Origin of the sequence: Achromobacter deleyi (genome assembly GCF_013116765.2) — a bacterium.
GTDB classification, from domain to species: domain Bacteria; phylum Pseudomonadota; class Gammaproteobacteria; order Burkholderiales; family Burkholderiaceae_B; genus Achromobacter; species Achromobacter deleyi_A.
Genome location: NZ_CP074375.1, coordinates 637284 through 658546 on the forward strand (window position 1 = coordinate 637284; position 21263 = coordinate 658546).

Annotated in this window: 23 protein-coding genes; 11 read left to right on the forward strand and 12 right to left on the reverse strand. The window is 67.9% G+C overall.

Translation table 11 applies throughout. The features are described 5' to 3' along the window. Positions 1-9 precede the first annotated feature (9 nt). Positions 10-840, forward strand: coding sequence for a phosphoenolpyruvate hydrolase family protein (locus HLG70_RS02980; protein ID WP_171665217.1), 831 nt, complete (start codon positions 10-12; stop codon positions 838-840). A gap of 69 nt (positions 841-909) precedes the next feature. Then, positions 910-1353: an SRPBCC family protein gene (locus tag HLG70_RS02985; RefSeq protein ID WP_171665216.1), complete on the forward strand. Its 444-nt coding sequence runs from the start codon at positions 910-912 to the stop codon at positions 1351-1353. 7 nt (positions 1354-1360) lie between these two features. On the opposite strand, the gene HLG70_RS02990 is transcribed toward HLG70_RS02985, so the two are convergent. Next, positions 1361-2332, reverse strand: a complete 972-nt coding sequence (locus tag HLG70_RS02990; RefSeq protein ID WP_171665215.1) for a LysR family transcriptional regulator — start codon at positions 2330-2332, stop codon at positions 1361-1363. A gap of 89 nt (positions 2333-2421) precedes the next feature. On the opposite strand from HLG70_RS02990, the gene HLG70_RS02995 reads away from it, so the two are divergent. Beyond that, complete coding sequence (locus HLG70_RS02995; protein ID WP_419144790.1) at positions 2422-3879, forward strand: N-acyl-D-amino-acid deacylase family protein; 1458 nt, start codon at positions 2422-2424, stop codon at positions 3877-3879. Between the two features lie 46 nt (positions 3880-3925). Next, on the forward strand, positions 3926-4885 hold the full coding sequence (locus tag HLG70_RS03000; protein WP_171665214.1) for a tripartite tricarboxylate transporter substrate binding protein BugE: 960 nt from the start codon (positions 3926-3928) through the stop codon (positions 4883-4885). Positions 4886-4922: 37 nt separating this feature from the next. On the opposite strand, the gene HLG70_RS03005 is transcribed toward HLG70_RS03000, so the two are convergent. The 5 genes from HLG70_RS03005 to HLG70_RS03025 are packed head-to-tail and all read right to left on the reverse strand — an operon-like array spanning position 4923 to position 9342. Then, positions 4923-6302: a sulfite reductase subunit alpha gene (locus tag HLG70_RS03005; RefSeq protein ID WP_171665213.1), complete on the reverse strand. Its 1380-nt coding sequence runs from the start codon at positions 6300-6302 to the stop codon at positions 4923-4925. Between the two features lie 6 nt (positions 6303-6308). Further along, on the reverse strand, positions 6309-7325 hold the full coding sequence (locus HLG70_RS03010; RefSeq protein ID WP_419144791.1) for an FAD:protein FMN transferase: 1017 nt from the start codon (positions 7323-7325) through the stop codon (positions 6309-6311). A 15-nt stretch (positions 7326-7340) separates the two neighbouring features. Then, positions 7341-8141: a DUF4198 domain-containing protein gene (locus HLG70_RS03015; RefSeq protein ID WP_171665212.1), complete on the reverse strand. Its 801-nt coding sequence runs from the start codon at positions 8139-8141 to the stop codon at positions 7341-7343. A 31-nt stretch (positions 8142-8172) separates the two neighbouring features. After that, positions 8173-8688: a DUF2271 domain-containing protein gene (locus tag HLG70_RS03020; RefSeq protein WP_171665211.1), complete on the reverse strand. Its 516-nt coding sequence runs from the start codon at positions 8686-8688 to the stop codon at positions 8173-8175. Positions 8689-8715: 27 nt separating this feature from the next. Beyond that, positions 8716-9342, reverse strand: a complete 627-nt coding sequence (locus HLG70_RS03025) for a PepSY-associated TM helix domain-containing protein (RefSeq protein ID WP_171665210.1) — start codon at positions 9340-9342, stop codon at positions 8716-8718. 200 nt (positions 9343-9542) lie between these two features. Here HLG70_RS03025 and HLG70_RS03030 point away from each other — a divergent pair, with 200 nt between their 5' ends. Together HLG70_RS03030 and HLG70_RS03035 are read left to right on the forward strand one after the other, a co-directional pair. Continuing rightward, positions 9543-10097, forward strand: a complete 555-nt coding sequence (locus HLG70_RS03030) for an HdeD family acid-resistance protein (RefSeq protein ID WP_171665209.1) — start codon at positions 9543-9545, stop codon at positions 10095-10097. Between the two features lie 5 nt (positions 10098-10102). Continuing rightward, positions 10103-10495, forward strand: a complete 393-nt coding sequence (locus HLG70_RS03035; protein ID WP_171665208.1) for a fluoride efflux transporter CrcB — start codon at positions 10103-10105, stop codon at positions 10493-10495. A gap of 22 nt (positions 10496-10517) precedes the next feature. Here the strand turns inward: HLG70_RS03035 and HLG70_RS03040 are convergent, their stop codons facing one another. The 3 genes from HLG70_RS03040 to HLG70_RS03050 all read right to left on the reverse strand — a co-directional run bounded on the left by HLG70_RS03040 (position 10518) and on the right by HLG70_RS03050 (position 13287). After that, entirely contained in the window at positions 10518-11303 is a 786-nt protein-coding gene (locus HLG70_RS03040) for a GntR family transcriptional regulator (RefSeq protein ID WP_171665207.1), read from the reverse strand. A 24-nt stretch (positions 11304-11327) separates the two neighbouring features. Then, a complete protein-coding gene (locus HLG70_RS03045) occupies positions 11328-12293 on the reverse strand; it encodes a tripartite tricarboxylate transporter substrate binding protein (RefSeq protein ID WP_171665206.1) in 966 nt (321 codons plus the stop codon). A 109-nt stretch (positions 12294-12402) separates the two neighbouring features. Beyond that, positions 12403-13287, reverse strand: a complete 885-nt coding sequence (locus tag HLG70_RS03050; protein ID WP_171665205.1) for a LysR family transcriptional regulator — start codon at positions 13285-13287, stop codon at positions 12403-12405. 85 nt (positions 13288-13372) lie between these two features. Between HLG70_RS03050 and HLG70_RS03055 the strand changes: the two genes are divergently transcribed. The 5 genes from HLG70_RS03055 (at position 13373) to HLG70_RS03075 (ending at position 18129) form a co-directional block, all read left to right on the forward strand. Next, positions 13373-14218 (forward strand): HpcH/HpaI aldolase/citrate lyase family protein, encoded by an 846-nt coding sequence (locus tag HLG70_RS03055; RefSeq protein WP_171665204.1) that lies wholly within the window; start codon positions 13373-13375, stop codon positions 14216-14218. A 52-nt stretch (positions 14219-14270) separates the two neighbouring features. Next, positions 14271-15485 carry a CaiB/BaiF CoA transferase family protein gene (locus HLG70_RS03060; protein ID WP_171665203.1) on the forward strand — a complete coding sequence of 405 codons (1215 nt, stop codon included), beginning with the start codon at positions 14271-14273 and terminating at the stop codon, positions 15483-15485. A gap of 53 nt (positions 15486-15538) precedes the next feature. Continuing rightward, positions 15539-16543: a cyclase family protein gene (locus HLG70_RS03065; RefSeq protein WP_171665202.1), complete on the forward strand. Its 1005-nt coding sequence runs from the start codon at positions 15539-15541 to the stop codon at positions 16541-16543. Positions 16544-16615: 72 nt separating this feature from the next. Continuing rightward, entirely contained in the window at positions 16616-17602 is a 987-nt protein-coding gene (locus HLG70_RS03070; RefSeq protein WP_171665201.1) for a tripartite tricarboxylate transporter substrate binding protein, read from the forward strand. Between the two features lie 68 nt (positions 17603-17670). Continuing rightward, a complete protein-coding gene (locus HLG70_RS03075; protein ID WP_171665200.1) occupies positions 17671-18129 on the forward strand; it encodes a carboxymuconolactone decarboxylase family protein in 459 nt (152 codons plus the stop codon). Between the two features lie 51 nt (positions 18130-18180). On the opposite strand, the gene hpnE is transcribed toward HLG70_RS03075, so the two are convergent. From hpnE to hpnC, 3 genes are read right to left on the reverse strand one after another with little or no spacing between them, the layout of a single operon-like run. Next, positions 18181-19503, reverse strand: coding sequence for a hydroxysqualene dehydroxylase HpnE (gene hpnE, locus HLG70_RS03080; RefSeq protein WP_171665199.1), 1323 nt, complete (start codon positions 19501-19503; stop codon positions 18181-18183). Further along, positions 19500-20363 carry a presqualene diphosphate synthase HpnD gene (gene hpnD / locus HLG70_RS03085; RefSeq protein WP_171665198.1) on the reverse strand — a complete coding sequence of 288 codons (864 nt, stop codon included), beginning with the start codon at positions 20361-20363 and terminating at the stop codon, positions 19500-19502. The genes hpnE and hpnD overlap by 4 nt, the downstream gene beginning before the upstream one ends. 15 nt (positions 20364-20378) lie before the next feature. Then, positions 20379-21209 carry a squalene synthase HpnC gene (hpnC, locus tag HLG70_RS03090; protein ID WP_171665197.1) on the reverse strand — a complete coding sequence of 277 codons (831 nt, stop codon included), beginning with the start codon at positions 21207-21209 and terminating at the stop codon, positions 20379-20381. Positions 21210-21263: the final 54 nt, after the last annotated feature.

Consider the following 21263-nt stretch of genomic DNA (forward strand, 5'->3'; position numbering starts at 1 on the left):
ATTGCCGCCATGCCGCGTTTTGACCGTAACGAACTGCTGGACAAGTTTCGCGCCATGGTGCGCTCGCGCACGCCCATCGTGGGCGGCGGCGCGGGCACCGGGTTGTCGGCCAAGTGCGAGGAAGCGGGCGGCATCGATCTGATCGTGATCTATAACTCGGGCCGCTACCGCATGGCGGGCCGGGGTTCGCTGGCCGGCCTGCTCGCCTATGGCAACGCCAACGAGATCGTCGTGGACATGGGCCGCGAAGTCTTGCCGGTGGTCAAGCAGACCCCGGTCCTGGCGGGTGTGAACGGCACCGACCCGTTCTGCGACTTCGACGTGTTCCTGGACGATCTGAAGCGCCAGGGCTTTGCCGGCGTACAGAATTTCCCCACCGTGGGCCTGATCGACGGCAACTTCCGCGCCAACCTGGAAGAGACCGGCATGGGCTATGCGCTGGAGGTGGACATGATCCGTCTGGCGCACAAGAAAGGCATGCTCACGACGCCCTATGTCTTCAACGAGGACGACGCCGTGGCCATGGCCCGCGCGGGCGCGGACATCATCGTGGCCCACATGGGCCTGACCACCGGCGGCTCCATCGGCGCCGAGACCGCGCAGACGCTGGACGATTGCGTGGCCGCCATCGACCGTATCGCCGAGGCTGCGCTGGCGGTGCGTCCGGATATCATCGTGCTGTGCCATGGCGGGCCCATCGCCATGCCCGAAGACGCCGCCTACGTGTTGCGCGCCTGCAAGCATTGCCATGGCTTCTACGGCGCCAGTTCGATGGAGCGCCTGCCCACCGAGCAGGCGCTGACGGCCGCCACCCGCGAGTTCAAGAATCTGACGTTCTGAGTTTGCTTTTCGCAGTTGCAGCCCCGCAGTTTCCCTAGTTCGACGCGTCCTGCGTCCGCCGGAGCCCGTATGCCGCACACCGTACATATCACCGCCATCGTCCATGCGCCGCTGGACAAGGTCTGGCCGCTGTTTCGCGATTTCAATGGCCTCGGGGGCTGGCATCCGGGCATCGCCCAAAGCCGGCTGGAGGAGGGCGGACGCCACGACGCGGTGGGCTCCGTGCGATACCTGACGCTCAAGCCTTCGGGCTTTGTGCGCGAGCAGCTGCTGATGCTGGATGATCCGGGCACCGCGCTGCGCTATTCCATCATTGAAACCGACCTGCCCATGCGCGACTACGTGGCCGGCGTTTCGCTGCATCCCGTCACCGAAGGCGGCGGGACGCTGGTGCAATGGTGGGCGGATTTCCGCGTGGAGGGCGCCGCATTGGACGACGTGGCCGCGGCGGTGGGCCAGGGCGTTTTCGCGGCCGGCCTGGCCGCGCTGGATGAGAAGCTGCGCGCCGCGTGAACAGGCACTAGGCCTTCGCGCGCCTGGCGTTTGCCGGGACCCGCCTGCAGCCGGCCGGCAGCGCCGCGGTGCGCAGGTACTCGTGGATCGCGCGGATCAGCGCCAGTGCCGCGGGGCTCAACGGATATTCCTTGTGGCGGATGATGCAGACCGTGCGCACCACGGTGGGCCGGGCCAGCAGCGCATAGGCCAGCCCGGGCTCCAGCACCCGCTGCGCGGCCAGCGCCGGCAGCAGCGCCACGCCCAGCCCCGCCTTGACCAGCGCCGCCTGCGAAGTGGTGCTGGAGGCTTCGTAGAATGGCGCGGCGGCCTCTATCGGCAGGTCGGCACGGGCGCGCAGCAGCGCCATGATGCCGGTTTCGTCCACAACCCCCACCAGCTTGCGGTCGGCCAGGTCCGACCAGCGCATCGTGCCGTCGGCGGCGGGGCGCAGGCTGGCGTCGTCCTCCCGGTACAGCACGCCGAAACGGTCTTCCAGCAGGGCATCGAATTGCAAGCCCGCGGTGTCGGCCCAGCGGCTCGTCAGGCCGAAGTCCACCTCGCGCGCGGCGACCTTGCGCTGGATGCGCCCGGAGTTGTCGTCGCTGAGATACAGGCGCACCGCCGGATATTGCGCCGAGAATCTGGCGGCGGCCGGCGCGATGATCTGCGTGATCGCCGATGGCGCGGCCGCCACGCCGACGCGTCCGCGCTCCAGCGCGCCAAAACGCACCACGTCCTCGATCACCCCGTCGAAGTCCGCCAGCAGCCGCATGACGCGCGGCAGGAACTCCTCGCCCGCGGGGGTCAGCAGCACGCGCCGGCTGGTGCGGGCGAAGAGCTGGGTGCCCAGTGCGTCCTCCAGCTGGCGCACCAGGCTGGTCACCGATGACTGCGTCTGGAACAGGCGCTTGGCCGCATGCGTGAAGCTGGATTCCTGAGCCACCGCCACAAAGGCGGTCAGGTGCTTCAAGGTGACATGCTTGGGCAGACGATTCATTTCAAAACCAGATAGATGGATCAATAAAAACAATTTTTCCAGATTGATCGCGCCGACGATACTAGGGCCTTCATCAAGGTTGGGCAATCATGCGGCAGGACTCTCTGGATCTGATCATCGAAGGCGGCTGGGTTATCGACGGCCTGGGTGGCCCGCGGCGGCGCGCCGACGTGGGCGTGGCGGGCGAGCGCATCGCGGCCATTGGCGACCTTGCGGCCGTCGCGGCCGCGCGACGCGTGGACGCCGGCGGCAAGATCGTGGCGCCGGGCTTCATCGACGTGCACGGGCACGACGACCTGATGTTCGTGGAAAAGCCGGACCTGGCGTGGAAGACCAGCCAGGGGATCACCTCGGTGGTGGTCGGCAATTGCGGCGTGAGCGGCGCGCCCGCGCCGCTGCCGGGCAACACCGCGGCGGCGCTGGCCTTGCTGGGCGAGACGCCGCTGTTCGCCAGCATGGGCGCTTACTTCGACGAGTTGCGCTTGCGCCAGCCCGTGATCAACGTCGCGGCCCTGGTGGGCCACGCCAACCTGCGCCTGGCGGCCATGCGCGACCCCAAGGCGCAGCCCACGGCCGACGAGCAGGACCTGATGCAGCGCATGCTGGCCGACGCGCTGGCGGCGGGCGCCGTGGGCTTCAGCACCGGGCTGGCCTACCAGCCCGGCGGCGTGGCGCAGCAAGCGGAGCTGGAAGGTCTGGCGCGCGTGGCCGCGGCGCGCGGCGCGATGCACACCAGCCATATCCGCAATGAGGGCGACGAGGTGGAGGCCGCCGTGGACGAGGTGCTGGCCATCGGCCGCAACACGGGTTGCGCCACCGTGCTGTCGCATCACAAGTGCATGATGCCCCGCAACTGGGGCAAGAGCCGGCTCACGCTGGCCAACATAGACCGCGCGCGCGCCGAAGGCGTGGAAGTGGCGCTGGACATCTATCCCTATCCGGGCAGCTCCACCATCCTGATCCCGGAGCGCGCGGAAACGATCGACGATATCCGCATCACCTGGTCGACGCCGCATCCCGAATGCGGCGGCGAGTACCTGAGCGACATCGCGGCGCGCTGGGGCTGCGACAAGACCACCGCGGCCGAGCGTCTGTGCCCGGCCGGCGCCATCTACTTTGCGATGGACGAGGACGAGGTGCGCCGCATCTTCCAGCATGAATGCTGCATGGTCGGCTCCGACGGGCTGCCGAACGACGCACATCCGCATCCCCGCCTGTGGGGCAGTTTCACGCGGGTGCTGGGCCGCTACGTGCGCGAGGCCGAACTGCTGACCCTGGAGGCCGCGGTGGCCAAGATGACCGCCTTGCCCGCCCGCGTCTTCGGCCTGGCCGGACGCGGCGAGCTCAGCGTGGGCGCATGGGCGGACATCGTGGTGTTCGACGCCGACACGGTCGAGGACCGCGCCACCTGGGAGGCGCCCACCCTGGCTTCCACGGGCGTGGAGCAGGTGCTGGTCAATGGACTCCAGGTCTTTCCCGCCGCCGCCGGCATGCCGCGCCCCGGCAAGATTCTTCGCCGCGCCTCGTCCAGTCCGGACGCGGCCTAATCCCTTCGATAACAACAGCAATCTGCTCCACAGGAGACAAACCATCATGATGCGCAAGACTTGTGCCGCCTTGGCGCTGGCCGCCGTGCTGCCCGCGGCCCACGCGGCTTTTCCCGACCATCCCATTACCCTGATCGTGCCGTTCCCCGCGGGCGGCCCCACCGATATCGTCGGCCGTGTGGCCGCGGCCAAGGCGGGCGAGATCCTGGGCCAGCAGATCGTGGTGGAAAACCGCACGGGCGCCTCCGGCACGATCGGCATGGTGGCCACCGCGCGCGCCAAGCCGGACGGCTACACCGTGGGCCTGGCCACCGTCAGCACGCACGGCACGGCTCCGCACCTGTTTCCCAACCTGGCCTATGACCCGGTCAAGGACTTCACGCCCATCAGCAACCTGGTGACCAGCCCCAACATCCTCAGCGTGAACCCGAAGTTCCCGGCCAAGACGCTGGCCGAGTTCGTGGCGCACGTGCGCGCCAATCCCAACAAGGACGGCTACGCCAATGCGGGTGCGGGCGGCGTGAACGACCTGGGCATGATCTGGTTCCTGCAGATCATCGGCGGCAAGATGAACAGCATCTCGTATCGCGGCTCGGCGCCCGCGCTGACCGATACGGTGGGCGGCGTGGTCCCGGTGATCTTCGACAACTTCCCGTCGTCGCTGCCTTACCTGAAGAGCAACCATCTGCAGGCGCTGGCGATCACCGGCACCGCGCGCAATCCGCGCCTGCCGGACGTGCCGACGTTCGCGGAACAGGGCTACAAGGATTACGACGTGACGGCCTGGTACGGCGTGGTGGGGCCGGCCGGCATGCCGGCCGACGTGCGCGACAAGCTGGCGGACGCCTTCGCCCGCGCGGTGCGCGATCCGGCCACGGCGGCCAAGATGGAAGAGACGGGGGCGTTCCCGCTGGGCAATACGCCGGCCGAATTCGGCGAGCAGATCCGCACCGAGCGCGATCGCTGGAAGACGGTGATCGACCGCGCGCAGATCAAGCTGCAGTAAGGCGCGGGGCCTGTCCTTCGCGACTTGCCCCGCGAGGTCAATACACGTCGCGCCGGTAGCGGCCGGCGTGCTGCATGGCCTGCAGGCGTTCATCGCCCAGGATGTCCTGCAGGGCGGCGTCCACGCCGCCCGCCATCCCTTGCAGGCTGCCGCACACATAGATGGCGGCGCCGGCATCCACCCAGGCCCGCACGGCATCCGCCTGTTCGCGCAGGTGGTGCTGCACATAGCGGCGCTCGGGCTGGTCGCGCGAAAAGACGGCGTCCACGCGTTCCAGCGTGCCGTCGCTTGTCCACGCCGCGATCTCCTCCTGGCAGAACCAGTCGTGCCCGGCGTTGCGCTCGCCGAAGACCAGCCAGTTGCGGCGGTGGCCGGCGGCGCGGCGTGCCTTGATCAGGGCGCGCAGGCCGGCCAGGCCGGTGCCGTTGCCCACCAGGATCATCGGACGGCCGTCCGCCGGCGCATGGAAATTGCGATTGGCGCGCACGCGCAGGTCGATTTCGTCGCCGGTATGGGCGATATGGGTGAGCCAGCCGCTGCCCAGCCCCAGGCCGCCGTCCGCGCCGCGCATCTGGCGCACCAGCAGCTGGATGGCGCCGTCTTCGGGCAGCGAGGCGATGGAGTACTCGCGATGCGCCTGCAACGCGCCGCCGCGCTCGCGGCGCGGGCCGATCTCGGCGATGTCGCCGGCCTGCCACGGGCGGGCGCCGCCGGCTGGCGGCGCGAGCGTCAGCAGATAGCAGGGGCCGCCCTGGCTGTGCGGATTGAGCTGCACGCGGGCGGCGAGGCGCCAGGATTCATAGACGGGCGCCTCCCAATCGGGCAGGTCGCTGCGGCCCGCCAGCAGGCCCAGGTGATGCTGCCAGTGACGCAAGGCGGCCGCGTCGTCGTTGTCGACCTCGACCAGGTCGAAGAGCGGCGTCGCGCCTTGCGCGTGCATCCAGTCGTTGAGCCGGTGGCCGAAGCCGCAGAACTGGGCGTATTCGCTGTCGCCCAGCGCCAGCACTGCGTAATGGGCTCCGGCCAGCGCCGCGGTTGCCGCCGAGGCCTGCTGCATCTGCCCGGCGAAGGCCGCCGCCGCATCGGGCGGGTCGCCTTCGCCGTAGGTGCTGACCACGAACAGCATGCGGCGATAGGCGCCCAGGCGCGCCAGGTCCAGCTGGCCCAGCGAGGCCACGCGGACATTCAGGCCGCCGGCGCGCAGGGATTCAGCGGTCTGGGCCGCCAGGGATTCGGCATAGCCCGTCTGGCTGGCGTAGGCGACCAGCAGGGAGTCTTCCGGGGCGGGGGGGTTCAGGGCCTGCAGCGCCAGCGCCTGCTGCGTCTCGTGCCGGCGGGCGCGGCGCCAGGCCCACAGGCATAGCAGCAGCCAAGCCAACACCACGCACGCCGCCGCGATCAACCGGGTAGGGGTCATGGGCTTTCAGCGGGGATAGGCCAGGGCCTGGAATGCCGGCGTGGCGACGACGCGGTAGGCGTCGCGCTCGCGCAGGATGAACAGGGCGGCGAGATCGTGGCGGCGGGCATAGGCCAGGCCCTCGGTGTCGCCAAGCACCGTGAGGGCGGTGGCCAGGGCGTCGGCCTGCATGCAGCCGGGGTGCAGCACCGTGACCGAAGCCACCGGGTTGCGCACGGGGTGTCCCGTGCGCGGGTCGATGGTGTGGGCATAGCGCGCATCGCCGCTGCCGGCATGGCGCCGGTAGTCGCCGGACGTCGCGATGCTGCATTCATGCAATGGCAGGGCCATGGCATGGTCGTCGCTGGCATCCGGGACTTCGATGGCCACGCGCCAGGGCTGTCCGTCCGGACGCCTGCCGCGCGCGCGCAATTCGCCGCCCACTTCCACCAGGTATTGCGTGATGCCCAGGGCGTCCAGTGCCATGGCGGCGCAATCCACGCCGTAACCCTTGGCGATGGACGACAGGTCCAGATAGGTGCCGCCTTCCTGGTGCGCGGCCTGCCTGGCTTCATCCAGCCGCACGCGCCGCCAGCCGCAGCGCAGGCGCGCGGCTTCGATGGCGGCGGGCGACGGCGGTTCAAAGGCGCGTTGATGCGGACCGAAGCCCCAGGCGTTCACCAGCGGCCCCACGGTGGGGTCGTAGGCGCCGCCGCAGTCTTCGGCCAGCATCAGCGCATGGCGCAGCACATGGAAGAACGCGGCAGGCAGCGCCTGCCAGCCGGGGCCGGCCTGGTTGTAGCGCGTGATGTCCGAATCCGCTTCCCAGGTACTCATCTGGGCGACCACCTTGTCCAGCGCGGCCTGGATGGCCAACCGCGCCGTGGCCTCGGCGCATCCGGCCGGCAAGGCCAGGCGCGCGGACCAGGTGGTGCCCATGGTGGCGCCGGCCAGCGCGGCGGGCCGCTCCGGCATGGCGCCATAAGCGATGCGGACGGCCGGGGCCGCCGCGCCGCGCTGGGCATAGGAAGGGGTGTTCGCCACGCGCGCAGCCTGTGCTTAGGGCTGCAGCACTTCGACGGTGCCGGAGTACGACAGGCGGCGCTTCTTGGCTTGCGGCACGCTGACCTTGGCGTCTTCCATGCCGGCTTCGATCCAGTACAGGCCAGGCTGGGGCCACTTCACCGAGAACTTGCCGTCCTTGTCCGTCTTCAGCTTGATCTCGCCGACCTTGTCGCGATAACGGCTGCCGCCGGGCACGACGTTGACTTCCAGCTCGGCGGCGGGCTTGCCGTCCAGCAGCATCTGGAACGTGGCGGGCTCGTCGGTGAACAGGTCGTTCGGGTGCGTGACGGGCGCCAGTTCCAGGCCGCGGCCCACGGGCTTGATGGCCGTGGGCTTGCCGGCGGTCACGAAGGTTTCGACGCGGCCCAGGCTTTGCGAGACTTCCAGCTCGTCCGCCTTGGCGGGCACGGCTTGCGCCAGGCCTTCCGGCTTGCCGAAGTAGCGCTTGTTCTTGCCGTCTTCCTTCCAGCGCGCGAACACGCCGTCGTTGACCACGGCCACGCGGTAGGTGCCGCTCTGCTTGAGCTGCAGGTCGAAGGTGCTGCGCAGCTTGCCGCGGTTGAGGTTCTCGGCTTCGGCGGCGTTGCCGTCCGGCGCGATTACGGCCAGGCCGTCCAGGCGCAGCGGCGCGTGGTTGAAATAGAACTTGTCGTTGCCGACGGCGGCGTCGACGGTGACCCAGCTGTCGGTGCCCGACAGCACCGTCGAGGACGGCACGATCCAGACGTCATGGGCGTGTGCGGCAAAGGGCAGGCACAGCGCCAGGGCGGCGGCCAGTTTGGCGGCGGATTTCATCGTTGCGCTCCTAAAAGGCGTGTAGGGGAAATCAGGGTTTGAGGTCGAGCGCGATGGCGCCCAGTTCATGTTCGCCGCGCGCCGTGAGCTGCTCGGCCTTTTGCGGCGGCCACTGGAAGGGAATGCGCAGCAATTCGCGGCCGCCGACTTCGCGCGCCGCTTCCACCACCACGGCGTACTGGCCGGGCTTGAGCTGGGACAGGGGCTTGCTGGCCGCGTCAAAGCTCAGGGCATGCTTGCCCACGGGCTTGGTCGCGCCGCTGACGCCGTCCACCGGGAACTGCTGGTTGCGGCCGCTGCGCCGCCACCATTGGCGCATGTCCTTGAGCCATTCGGCGCCTTCGTTGTTCTTCTTGGCCACGTCGTACCAGACCGCCAGATCGGTGGCGACGCTCTGGTCCGGGTTTTCGATCCAGATCGCCACGTAGGGGCGGTGGTACTCGGCCACATCCAGGCGCGGCACCTCGATGGACAGGCCGATGTCGGCCGCTTGGGCCGTTCGGGCGATCATGCCGGCCAACAGGGCCGACAACAGCAACTTGCGCATGGAAATCTCCAGGGCGGATCGAGGGAATCAATGAATGAAGAGCAGGGCCAGCACCAGCGGAATCACCAGGCCCAGCCCCACCATGGGCCAGGTCGCGCTGCGGTTGCCGGCGTGCATCTTGAGCAGCACCAGTCCGGTCAGCGAAAAGACCAGACAGGCGACGGCGAAGATGTCCAGGAACCAGCTCCAGGCCAGGCCGGTGTTGCGACCCTTGTGCAGATCGTTCAGGTAGGAAATCCAGCCGCGGTCGGTGCGTTCGTATTCCACGTCGCCGCTGGCCAGGTCGATGGACAGCCAGGCGTCGCCGCCGGCACGCGGCAAGGACAGGTAGACCTCGTCGGCCGACCACTCGGCGGGCCTGCCGCCGGTGGACGCATCCAGCGTCTCGTCCAGCCACTGGGCAACGGGGGCAGGCAGGGGCGCCTTCTTGTGCGCGGGCGGCGTTGACAACTGCTTCAGGACGGGCTCGGGCAAGCGCGCTTCACGGCTGCTGACCACTGCCTTCGATTCGATGTGCCCGGCGTTGTTCAAGGTCAACCCCGTCACCGCAAACAACAGCATTCCCAGCAGGCAGAGCGCGGAGCTGATCCAGTGCCATTGGTGCAGTGTCTTGAGCCAGTAGGCCCGGCGGCGAGGGGTGGGTTGACTGTCCATGGGATATCGGGCGGGAAGCGGCGGATTCTAACATTTAATGAGAATTACTCTTATAGAAGCGGCGGTTTCGAGCACAAGGAAATTTCAATTGATTTCCATGACGGCTTGCACGTCCGGCAGGTCCGGCGCGGCATGCGGCATGGCGCCCGCGGCCAGGGGGGAATAAGATAGGCCACCCGTTACAAACACCGGAGGTCGTCATGCTGGAACAGCAAGTCGTGGATCAAATCGGCCGTCATTGGGGCTGGGTGGCGCTGCGCGGCGTCGTCGCCATCCTGTTCGGTTTCGTGGCCATGTTCATGCCGGCCATCACCTTGTCGGCGCTGGTCATGGTGTGGGGGGCGTTCGCACTGGTGGACGGCGTGCTGTCGCTGATTGCCGGCGTGCGCATCCGGGAAAATGGCAAGCCGCTGTGGGCGCTCATCATCGTGGGCCTGCTGGGCGTGGCCGCCGGCATCGTCACCTTCCTCTGGCCCGGGCTGACCGCGCTGATCCTGCTCTACATCATCGCGATCTGGGCGCTGGTGGCCGGCGTGTTCGAGGTCATCGCCGCGATCCGCTTCCGCAAGGCCATCCGCAACGAATGGCTGCTGGGCCTGTCCGGCGTGGTGTCCATCCTGTTCGGCGGCATGCTCATCATGCAGCCGGGCGCGGGCGCGCTGGCGCTGGTGTGGGTGATAGGCATCTACGCCGTGTTCTTCGGCATACTGCTGCTGGTTTTTTCCTTCCGCCTCAAGCAGCACACCGCCACCTGACCTCCATGTCCGCCTATCAAACGCTGGTTCCCCTGAATTTCCTGGCCGTGGGCCTGGGCGCGATATTGGGCGCCTGGACCCGCTGGCTGGTCAGCCTTTGGCTGAACGTCGAATCCTGGCCCTGGGGCACGTTTGTGGTGAACCTGGCCGGCGGCTATCTCGTCGGCCTGGTGCTGGCGTTGGTCGCAGGTCATCCGGAATGGCCGGCCTGGGTGCGGCTGGGGGCCATCACCGGTTTCATGGGCGGCTTGACCACGTTCTCCACGTTCTCGGCCGAAACGGTCGGCATGCTGGAGCGGGGCGCCTACGCCAGCGCGCTGGGGTACGCCGGCTTCAGCCTGGCCGGTTCGCTCGTCCTGACGGTGGCCGGCATCGCCACAGCCAGCCTGCTGCGCTAGAAGACAGGCGAAAAGGCGCTTTTCACGCGCTCGCCAGCGCGGGCATGGCAGCGGGCAGCCAGGTGGGTTGGCCGGGCATGTCGTGGGCTTGCATATTCATGCGGTACTCATAGCGGTCGGGCCGGTACCGGGCGTGCAGCCATTCGACCGGACGGCCCGATTCGTCGCGCACGACGCGATGCAGGCTGAGCAGGGCCGAGCCCACCGGAACCTCGAGCAGTTCGGCCACGCCGGGCTCGGCCAGCACCGCCGAAATCGATTGCTCGGCGCGCGCCACCCGCAAGCCCAGGTCCTGGAAAATGGCCAGCAGCGGTTTGGAACCCAGGTCTTTGCGGCGTATGTGCTGGCCGATGTCGTTGGGCACGAAAGTGGTCAGGTGCGAGAATGGCTGGCCCTGGTGGCTGCGCACCCGCACCGAGCGCTGCACCAGGGTGCCGACCTCCAGTTCAAGACGCGCCGCCACCTGCGGCGTCGCCGGCGCGGTATCCAGTTCCAGCAGGCGCACCTGGGTGTGCATGCCCATGCGGGCCAGGTGCGCCATCAGGACATCGATGTCGGAACTGTTCTGCGGGGCCGACAACTGCGCGTGGCTGAGGGCGAAGGTGCCGCGTCCCTGGCGGCGCTTGACCAGGCCTTCGGATTCCAGCATGTCCAGCGAACGCCGCATGGTCAAGCGCGACACGCCGTATTCGGCCGCCAGGGCGTTTTCGCCCGGCATGGCCGTGTCCACGGCAAATCCGCCCGCCAGCAGCCGCTGCTTCAGCAGTAGATATACCTTGTGATAAAGAGGCAGCGGGCTGTCGGACACGGGGGGACTCCAGTCAGGGAAAAATCAATCGACCGTGGCGCCGGTGAACTTGACGATCTCGGCGTAGCGTTCGATATCTTTGCGTACGAAGGCGCCCAATTCTGCCGGACTGCTGCTGACCGCGCTTGCGGCCTCGCGCTCGAGCAATTGGCGGAACTCCGGCGTGTCGACCGCCTTGCGCGCCGCGGCATTGAGCATCGCGAGCGTTTCGGGCGGCAGCCTGGCAGGGCCGAACAGGGCAAACCACGCATTGGATTCGAAACCCTTGATGGTATCGCCTATGGGCGGCACGCCGGGGAACTGCGGCAGCGCCTGCGGGCTGGTGACGCCCAGCGCCCTGAGCGCACCGCTCTTGATGTGCGGCAGGGCATTGAGCGAACTGGCGAACATCATGTCCACCTGGCCACCCAGCAGATCCGTGATGGCGGGCGCCGTGCCCTTGTACGGCACATTCAGGATATCCAGTTTGGCCATCATCTTCATGCGCTCTCCGGCCATGTGCAGCGACGAGCCGATGGCGCCCAGCGCCATGGTGTACTTGCCGGGGCTGGCCTGCACCTGCGACACGAATTCCGCCATGGACCGGGCCGGGAAGTCCTTGCGCGTGACCAGCACGCTGGGCACATTGGCCAGCATGCTGATGGGCGTGAAATCGCCTATCGGGTCGAACGGCAGCTTGCGGTACAGGGAGGCGTTGATGGAAAAGCTGGTGAACGTGACCAGCAAGGTGTTGCCGTCGGGGCTGCTCTTGGCGACGTAGTCGGCGGCGATGTTGCCGCCCGCGCCCGGCTTGTTCTCGACCAGCACGGTGCGGGCGAGATCCTGCGACATGTGCTGTGCGATGCTGCGCGCCACGGTATCGGTGGTGCCGCCCGGCGGAGCGCCCACGACCAGCTTGATGGCGTTGCCCTGCGCCAGGGCGGGGGCCAGCGGCAATGCCAGCGCGCCCAACAGCGCGCAGCCCGCGCCTATGCGTAGCAGTCCCTGCATGATTTGTCTCCTGATATGTTGTATTGAGGACAATACAAGTATATTGAGACCGGCCCGAAGGCGCCAGACCTTCAGGGCAGGAGGGTGCCGCGGTGGCTTCGGCCTCCGCCTAGGCGTCTTGCGCCTTGGCGTACTCCACGATGGCAATGTCGCGAAACGCCTGGATCAGCGCCAGCCGCGGCGACACGCGCGACCAGATCAGGCCGAAGCGGCGCGGTTCGCAGTGGGCGGGCAGCGGCAGGGCCAGCAGGCCCAGCCGCTCGATCGCGCCGTTGGTCGATCTGGGCAGGATGGCCACGCCCAGGTCCCGGCTCACCATCACCGCAATCGATTCGATCGCGTTCAGTTCGAACCGGTCGCGCGGCGTGATGCCGACGCGGCGCAGATAGTCTTCGACGTGGCGCCCGCTCCAGTCGCTGCGCTGGTAGCGGATGAAGGGCTCCGCGGTCAGCAGGCTGTGCGGATGCCTGCCCGCATGGCGCGGGGCCGCCGCCAGCACATAGGGCTCTTCGCGCAGCAACTGCCAGCCCAGGCTCTTGGACAGGGGATAGGGCGCTTCCAGCGCGATCGCGGCATCCAGTTCGCCGCTTTCAATGGCGGGATAGAAGCGCGCCGAGTGTCCAGGCTGGATTTCCACACTGATCAGCGGATGGCGCCTGACCAGGTGTTCCAGGATGGCCGGCACCATCGAGTTCAACGCCGTGTTGCCGGCGCCCAGCCTGAGCTCGCCCATCATTTCGTCGGATCGGGCCAGGTAGCGGATCTTCTCGATCCGTTCCAGGACTTCGCGCATCGGTCCGATCAGTTCGATCGCCTTGGCCGTCAGGTGCACCGTGCGTCCGGCGCGCGCCACCAGCGGCACACCCAGCTCCTGTTCCAGCTTGCGCACCTGCTGCGCCACGGCGCCGTGCGTGAGCCCAAGCCGGCGGGCGGCCTCGGCCATGGAGCCGTGCTGGGCGACGGCGGCCAGCGTGTGCAGGAAGTCGGTGTTCATGATGATAGATATTCTATCTTTTTATCGTATCCCGGCTTTCCCCTGAGCTGATTCGGCGCGGTCACAATGCGGCCAGGAGACATCAATGAGAAGCAAGCTTTTTGTTCCGGCATCGCGCCCGGAATTATTCGACAAAGCCATGGCCAGTCAGGCGGATGCGCTGTCCTTCGACCTGGAGGATGCGGTCGCGCCGGCGCGCAAGCAGGCCGCGCGGGAAAGCCTGGCCAGCTGGCTGGCATCACCTGCCTTTAGCGCAGTACATGCGCAACATCCTAAGAAAATTATCGTTCGCGTCAACGCGTCCGATACCCCATATTTTGCGGACGACCTGGACGCGCTGGCGCGCTCGCCGATCGATGTGCTGAACCTGCCCAAGGTCGAGAGCCCGGAAGCGCTGCGCACCGCCGCGGCGCAGGCCATCGCGGCCGGCTTCCAGGGCGAGTTCCTGGTCACCGTGGAAACGCCGCAGGCCCTGGCTCGCGCGGCCGAGCTGGCGGCCGCGCATCCACGCGTCGCAGGCTTGCAACTGGGGCTGGCCGACCTGTTCGAGCCGCTGGGCATCGACCGCTATCAACCCGAGACGTTGCGTGCGGTGATGCTGGCCTTGCGGCTGGGCGCCGGTTGCGCCGGCAAGTACGCCATGGATGCGGCCTACGCCCGGGTGCGCGACGGCGAGGGCTTCCGCGCCGAAGCGCAACTGGCGCGTTCCTTGGGTTTTCTGGGCAAATCCTGCGTGCATCCCAGCCAGGTCGCCATCGCCAACGAGGTGTTCGGCTTCAGCGCCGAAGAGGTCGCGGCGGCCGAGCGGATCGTGGCTGCCAGCCGTGAACAGGACGGGGTGGGCGCCTTTCTGCTGGACGGGAAGATGATCGACGCGCCCTTTGTGCGCCGTGCCTGCGACGTCCTGCTGGCGGTCGGCCGGGCAGTCTGAACCGGGCCGGCGCCGTTCTCGGCAGAGCCCATGTATTTATTGAGTGAATCGCATGTTGGAATATGAAGTCTCCGATCAACTGCCGCTGGCAGGCATCAAGGTCCTGGACCTGAGCGCCTACATCGCGGGCCCCTATGGCTGCGCCTTGCTGGGCGACATGGGCGCGGACGTTATCAAGGTCGAGCCGCCCGAAGGCGACAATCTGCGCAAGTATCCGTCGACTCTGGCATCCGAGAGCCGCGCGTTCCTGGGCATCAACCGCAACAAGCGCGGCCTGTGCCTGAACCTGAAGGAAGCGGCGGGTTACGAGGTCCTGGTCAAGCTGGTGCGCGAGGCCGACGTGCTGGTCCACAACTTCAGGCCTGGCGTACCGGAACGGCTGCGGATCGACTACGCCACGCTGGCTGCGGTCAATCCGCGGCTGATCTATTGCGCGATGACCGGCTACGGCGCGGCCGGTCCGATGGCCCGCCATGCGGGCTACGATCAGGTGCTGCAGTCCATGACCGGCATGTGCGCGGCGCAAGCCAAGACCGACGGCCCCCCCGAAGTCCTGTACGGGTCGGTGGTGGACTATTACGGCGCCGCGCTGATCTCCAACAGTGTGTCGGCGGCGCTCTACCGGCGCGAGAGGACGGGGCGGGGCCAGGCCATCGAGGTGTCGCTGCTGGGCAGCGCGCTGGCCATGCAATCGGCCCGTCTGGTCTGGGCCGAGGGCGAGCCGCGCCGCATCGAGCGCGACATGCGCTCGGGCGGCATTACGGGCATCCACCCCACCCGAGAGGGTCACCTCTATCTGTCGGCCAATACGCCGCATTTCTGGCGCGCCCTGTGCGGCCACCTGGATCTGCCGAACCTGGCCGACCACCCCGACTACGACACGGTGAAGAAGCGCGCGGCTCAGGCCGGGGTGCTGGTGCCGCTGGTCCGCGAGGCCTTGGCGCGCGCCTCGGCGCGCGAGTGGGCCGAGCGCTTTGGCCAGAGCGTGCCTTGCGCGGAGGTCAGGCAGGTCGAGGACATGTTCGACCATCCGCAGGTGCAGGCCATGGGGTTCATGCGCCCGTATCACAGCACAGAGGCGGGCGATTATCTTGGCCTGGCGCAATGGGCACAGTTTGGCGCGGCCGCCGAGAACCCGGCGCCCGCCGGCGCCGCTACCGGCCGCGGCGCGCCGGGGCTGGGCGAACACAGCCGCAAGATACTGTCCACCCTGGGTTACACCGCGGACGAAGTGGACCATTTGCTGCATTCCTCCGTGGTGCAATAAGCCGCAATAACGATGACAAGAATCGTCCGGAAAAGGGCGAGGAGACAGGGACCATGAATCAACCGCAACGGTATATCCGCCGTCCGGACGGATCGAATTGGGGCGATTTCGGGCACGACGACCAGCTCGGCACGCTCAATCACCTGGACAGCCAGGCGCGCCTGGCCGCCATCGCCGAAATCCGGACGGGGCTTTCGTTTTCCCTGAGCCTGCCGCTGACGGTTCCGCGCGCGCCCGTGCTCAATCCGCGCCGCAAGGGGCCGGTGATCCAGCCGGCCGAGAAAAACGGGGTGCCGGTATACCGTTATCCGCTGGCACTCGACGTGCCCGGCGCCACGGATGTCATCAGCGACGACCGCGTCACGCTTTCGCCGCAGTACTCCACGCAATGGGACGCGCTGGGCCATGTGGGCTCGATGTACGACGCGCACGGCACGGGTCAGGCACAGCCCACCGGCTACAACGGCTTTGCCGTCAGCGAGCCTCGGGCCGAGGGTTTTACCGGCACGCGCGACCTGTCCATCGCGCCGATGGCGCGCCACGGCATCCAGGGGCGCGGCGTCATGGTGGACCTGCGCGCCCGCTACGGCGATGCGCAACGCAAGGTCTCCTATCGCGACCTGATGGACGTGATGCGCGCCGATGGCGTGCAGGTCCGGCCGGGCGACGTGCTGTGCCTGCATACCGGACTGGCCGATCTGGCGCTGACACTGGGCGACGACGAGCAGGAGCGGCTCAGGACGAGCTGCTGCGTGCTGGATGGCGCCGATGCGGAGCTGCTGGCGTGGATCAAGGACAGCCGGATCGCGGCCATTGCCGCCGATAACCACGCCGTCGAACTGCGCAACCATCACCTGGACGCAGGCCAGGGGCCGCTGCTACCCCTGCACGAGCAATGCCTCTTCAAGCTGGGCCTGCCTTTGGGCGAGCTCTGGCACCTGACCCCGCTGGCGCAATGGTTGCGCCAGCACGGCCGGCATGCCTTCTTCCTGACCGCGGCGCCCATGTACGTGCCCGGCCTGGTGGGCGCGCCGGTCAACCCCATCGCGACCGTCTGACTTTGTTGGACGGGTCGCGCCATGACCCATGATTGATTGAACATCCCCGCAGGGGAGACTTGAGGAGCACACATGAAGAAGACCCGTTACACGGCCTTGGCCGCATTGCGTCCGCTGGCCGCCGCCATCGGCCTGGCCAGCGCATTGGGCGCGGCGCACGCCGCCGGCTACCCCGACCAGCCCATCACCGTGGTGGTGCCGTACTCCGCCGGGGGTGGGGCTGACAACGCCGCGCGCATCATTGCGCAAGGCATGGGCGAAGTCGCCGGTCAGAGCGTCGTGATCGAGAACAAGGGTGGCGCCAGCGGCTCCATCGGGGCGGCCTTTGTGGCGCGGGCGAAGCCCGACGGCTACACGGTGCTTTTCGACGCCTCGGCCTTCTCCATCAATCCGGTGCTGCGCAAGCTGCCTTACGACGCGAAGAAGGACTTCATCCCGGTCTCGCAGGCTGTCAGCGTGCCCAACATCCTGGTGGCGGCGCCGGGTTCGGCCTTCAACAATTTGCCCGACTTCATCAAGGCGGCGCGCGCCCATCCCGGCAAGTACACCTTCGCTTCATACGGGCCGGGCAGCCTGGCGCAGATGGCCGCCGAATTACTGAAGAAGGATGCGGGCGTGGACGTGGTGCACGTGCCCTACAAGGGCGGCGCGCCGGCCATCGTGGATGTCATGGGCGGGCAGGTCGACGTCTATTTCGCCAACGCCGCGTCCAGCCTGAACTACGTCAGCGGCGGCAAGCTGAAGGCGCTGGCGGTGTCGTCGGGCAAGCGCATGCCGGAACTGCCCGATGTGGCGACGGTAAGCGAAGGCGGCATCAAGAACTTTGACGTGGTCGAATGGAACGGGTTCTTCCTGCCGGCCGGCGCCAGCCCGGAAGTGGTGGCCAAGCTGCAAGAGCTGGTGCAAAAGGCGTTGGCGCGTCCCGACACCCGCGACAAGCTGGCCAAGCTGGGGCTGACGCCGGTGGGCAGCAGCGCCGCGGATTTCGCCAAGTTTGTCGATGCCGAACAAATCCGTTGGGCCGAGGTCGTGAAAACCAATAGCATTACGGTGAATTGATCCATCAAGGGGGCGGGCGCATCGTTGCCTGCGCCCGCTTGCCTTTGCGTCGAAAGGAGATTTATCAGATGAGCCGTGAAGACGATTTCGAGCGCGGCCTGGCGAACCGCCGCGCCGTGCTGGGCGATGAATGGGTGCAGCGTTCGCTGGACCGCGCCACCACATTCACCGCCGACTACCAGAACATGATCACGCGCTACGCCTGGCACGATATCTGGAGCCGCCCGGGCCTGCCGCACAAGGCGCGGCGCATGATGGTGCTGGCGGTGACCCTGTCGCTGGGCCGCTGGGAAGAGTTCGAACTGCACGTGCGCGCCGCGCTGACGGCGCAGGATGGATCGCGCCTGACGCCCGACGAACTCAAGGAGGTGCTGTTGCAGAATGCGATTTACGCGGGCGTTCCGGCGGCCAACACGGCCTTCAGCCTGGCACAGAACATCCTGCGCGAGGTGGCCGCGCAAATCGGCTATGACCTGGCTGCGGCGGACCCGCGCCAGGCCGACCTGTTCGGCGCCAGGCCTGCCTGAGCCGTTCGCGCGTGGGGCCGCCGGACGGCTGGTCCCGCTGCCCGCGCCGATTCAGTCCGCGCGGGGATTCAGCACGCGGGCGGCCTGCAGGCCGCTGCGCACCGCGCCTTCCAGCACGCCGGGGTAGCCGGTGTCGGTCCAGTCGCCGGCCAGGGCCAGCGTCGGCCAGGGCGTGGAGTTCAGCGGCCGGGTCAGGCCGGGAACCGCCGCGAAGGTGGCGCGTTTTTCGATGAACAGTTCCGCCGCCGACACTTCCGGCATCGGAGGCAGCCTGGACGGATGGCTGGCAGCCTGCTCCGCCACCTGGTCGATCATGGCTTCGATGACCTGGCGGCGGTTGCGGTCGCCGATGCCTGTGGCCGCGCTGGCCACCACGGCCAGTTCTCCCGCCTTGGCGTCGCCGGCCAGCTGGGCGCGGTCGAACAGCCATTGGCCGGCATGGCCCCGGGCCGCATCCTCGCGCAGCATCATCATGGGTTCGGGCAGGCGCCACGGATCCGCCAGGCGCAGGTTCAGCGTCGCGATGGGCAGGTATTCGAAGGCCTTCAGCGCCTCGAGCAAGCCCAGGGCGCCGGCTTCGCGCAAGGGCGCGTCCAGCAGGCGCGCCGCGAATGTGGGCGGCACGGCCAGCACGGCGGCGTCAAAGCGCTCCTGGTTGATATCGATGCCTTCGGCCGACGGGTGCAGTTGGCGCACCGTGCTGCCGTAGCGCATGGTGACCTGGCGCGCAGCGGCATCCGGCCACAGCGCCGACAGGTCCGTGCAAGGCAGCAGCAGATCGCTGTCCTCGCGCGTGCCGGCGAGGCTGTCGCGCAGCACGCTGGCAAACAGGGCGGCGCTGGCCGTGGCGATCGGCGTGTTCAGCGCGGCCAGGCAGAGCGGGTCCCAGATCTGGCGGATCAGCGCGTCGGATTGCGCGTGATAGTGCAGCAGGTGCAGCACGGTCCAGTCGCGCGGCGGTGTCCAGGACATGGCCTTGAGCCCGCGCATGAGGCGCAGGGTGGCAAGGCGGTCGGCCCAGGAGAGGCCGCGGGCGCGCAGGATGGCTACCGCCATGTGCAAGGGGGCGGGCAGGCGCGGGGCGGACAGATGGAAACGGCCGTCCAGGCTGGCCAGCCGCAAGGGCCGGCGCATCAGCAGGGCGTCGGGGTTGCGGCCCACGCGGCGCATCAGCGCCAGGGTGTGCTTGTACGCGCCGGACAGCAGGTGTTGGCCGTTGTCCAGCGGCGCATCGAAGTCGCCGTGGAAGACGCGCCGGGCGCGTCCGCCCGGCGTGTGGCCGGCCTCGAATACCGTGACCTTGGCGCCGGCCTCGCGCAGGGCGACGCTGGCGGCCAGGCCAGCCCAGCCCGCGCCGATGACCGCGGCCTTCACCGCGCCAACCGGCGGATCAGTCCGCGTCCGCCGCCCACCCAGGTCTTCCAGGCGAGCCAGAGCTTGCGCAACGGCGTGAGCGAAATGCGCTGGTGCAGCACCTGCCAGTTGTCGCGCTCGATCTCGTCGAGCAGGGCGTGATAGATGGCGGCCATCATCAGGCCCGGGCGCTGCGAGCGGCGGTCGGCCTCGGGCAGGTTGCTCATCGCCTCGCGGTAGAGCTCGCGGGCGCGCTCGGCCTGGAACTTCATCAGCGCGCTGAATCGTTCGGAATACTCGCCGTTCAGGATGTCCGAAGCCTTGACTTCGAATTGCTGCATGTCGTTGACGGGGATGTAGATGCGCCCGCGGCGGGCGTCGTCGCCGACGTCGCGGATGATGTTCGTCATCTGGAACGCCAGGCCCAGCTTTTCCGCGTAGACCAGGGTCTTGGGGTCGGAGTAGCCGAACACGCCGGCGGACAATTCGCCCACCACGCCGGCCGCATGCCAGCAATACTTGCGCAGGCCGGGCCAGTCCAGGTAGCGCGTCTGGTCCAGATCCATTTCCATGCCGTCGACCACGGCCAGCAGGCGCTCGCGGGTGATCGAACAGCTTTCAAGGTGTGGCTGCAGGGCCCGCGTCACGGGATGGTCGGGCTTGCCGTTGAACATCTGGTCGACTTGCGTGCGCCACCAGGCCAGCTTGATGCGGGCCAGGGACGGGTCGGTGCATTCGTCGACCACGTCGTCCACTTCGCGGCAGTACGCATACAGGGCCGTGATGGCGCGCCGGCGCTCGGGCGGCAGGAACAGGAAGGAATAGTAGAAGCTGGAACCGCTCTTGGCGGCTTTCTCCTGGCAGTACTCGTCAGGGGTCATATTAGGGGGGGCCTGTTACTTGATGGAGCGCCACAGCATGATGGCCCAGTCTTTGGCGCCCAATTCGGGGCGATTCATGAATACATCGTAGCCGCTCGCCTCGATACGTTCCAAAACGCGCAGCCCGCCTTGCACCACCAGGCGCAGCTCCAGGCCGATGCGGCCCGGCAGGCGGCGCGCCAGCGGAGCGCCGAAGTGTAGCAGCGCCCGGGTGCGTTCCACCTCGAATGCCATCAGCTCGCGCCAGGCGGGCGTCAGGCGGCAGGCGGCCAGGTCTTCGTCGGTGACGCCATGGCGGCGCAGGTCTTCCTGCGGCAGGTAGACCCGCTGCTTGTGCCAGTCGACCCGCACATCCTGCCAGAAATTGACCAGCTGCAGGCCGGTGCAGATGGCATCGGATTCGGCGATATCTTGCGGACCGTTGGCTTCGAACAGATGCAGCATCAGGCGCCCGACCGGGTTGGCCGAGCGGGTGCAGTAGTCGGTCAGCGTGGCGTAGTCTTCGTAGCGCTTGACGGTGATGTCCTGCTCGAAGGCGGAAAGAAGGTCATAGAAAGGCGTGATGGGAAGCTGGTGCCGGGCGATGGTCTGGCCCAGCGGCGCGAAAATGTCGGACAGCGGCGGCAGACCGGGCGGCGGGGGCGTGCCGGGCTCGGCCCCGATGCGGTGCAGTTCAGTGCGAAATGCGGCCAGCTGGCTCAGGCGTTCGGCGTCGGTCGCGCTGCCTTCATCGGCGATATCGTCCGCGGCGCGGGCGAATCGGTAGATATCGGTCACGGCGCCGCGCAGCCTGCGCGGCAGCAGCAGCGAGGCGACGGGGAAGTTCTCGTAGTGATCGATGGACATAATCTAGGTGCGGATGTGGCGTAAAGCGCCGTGTTGCTTCATTTTAGAGTAGTC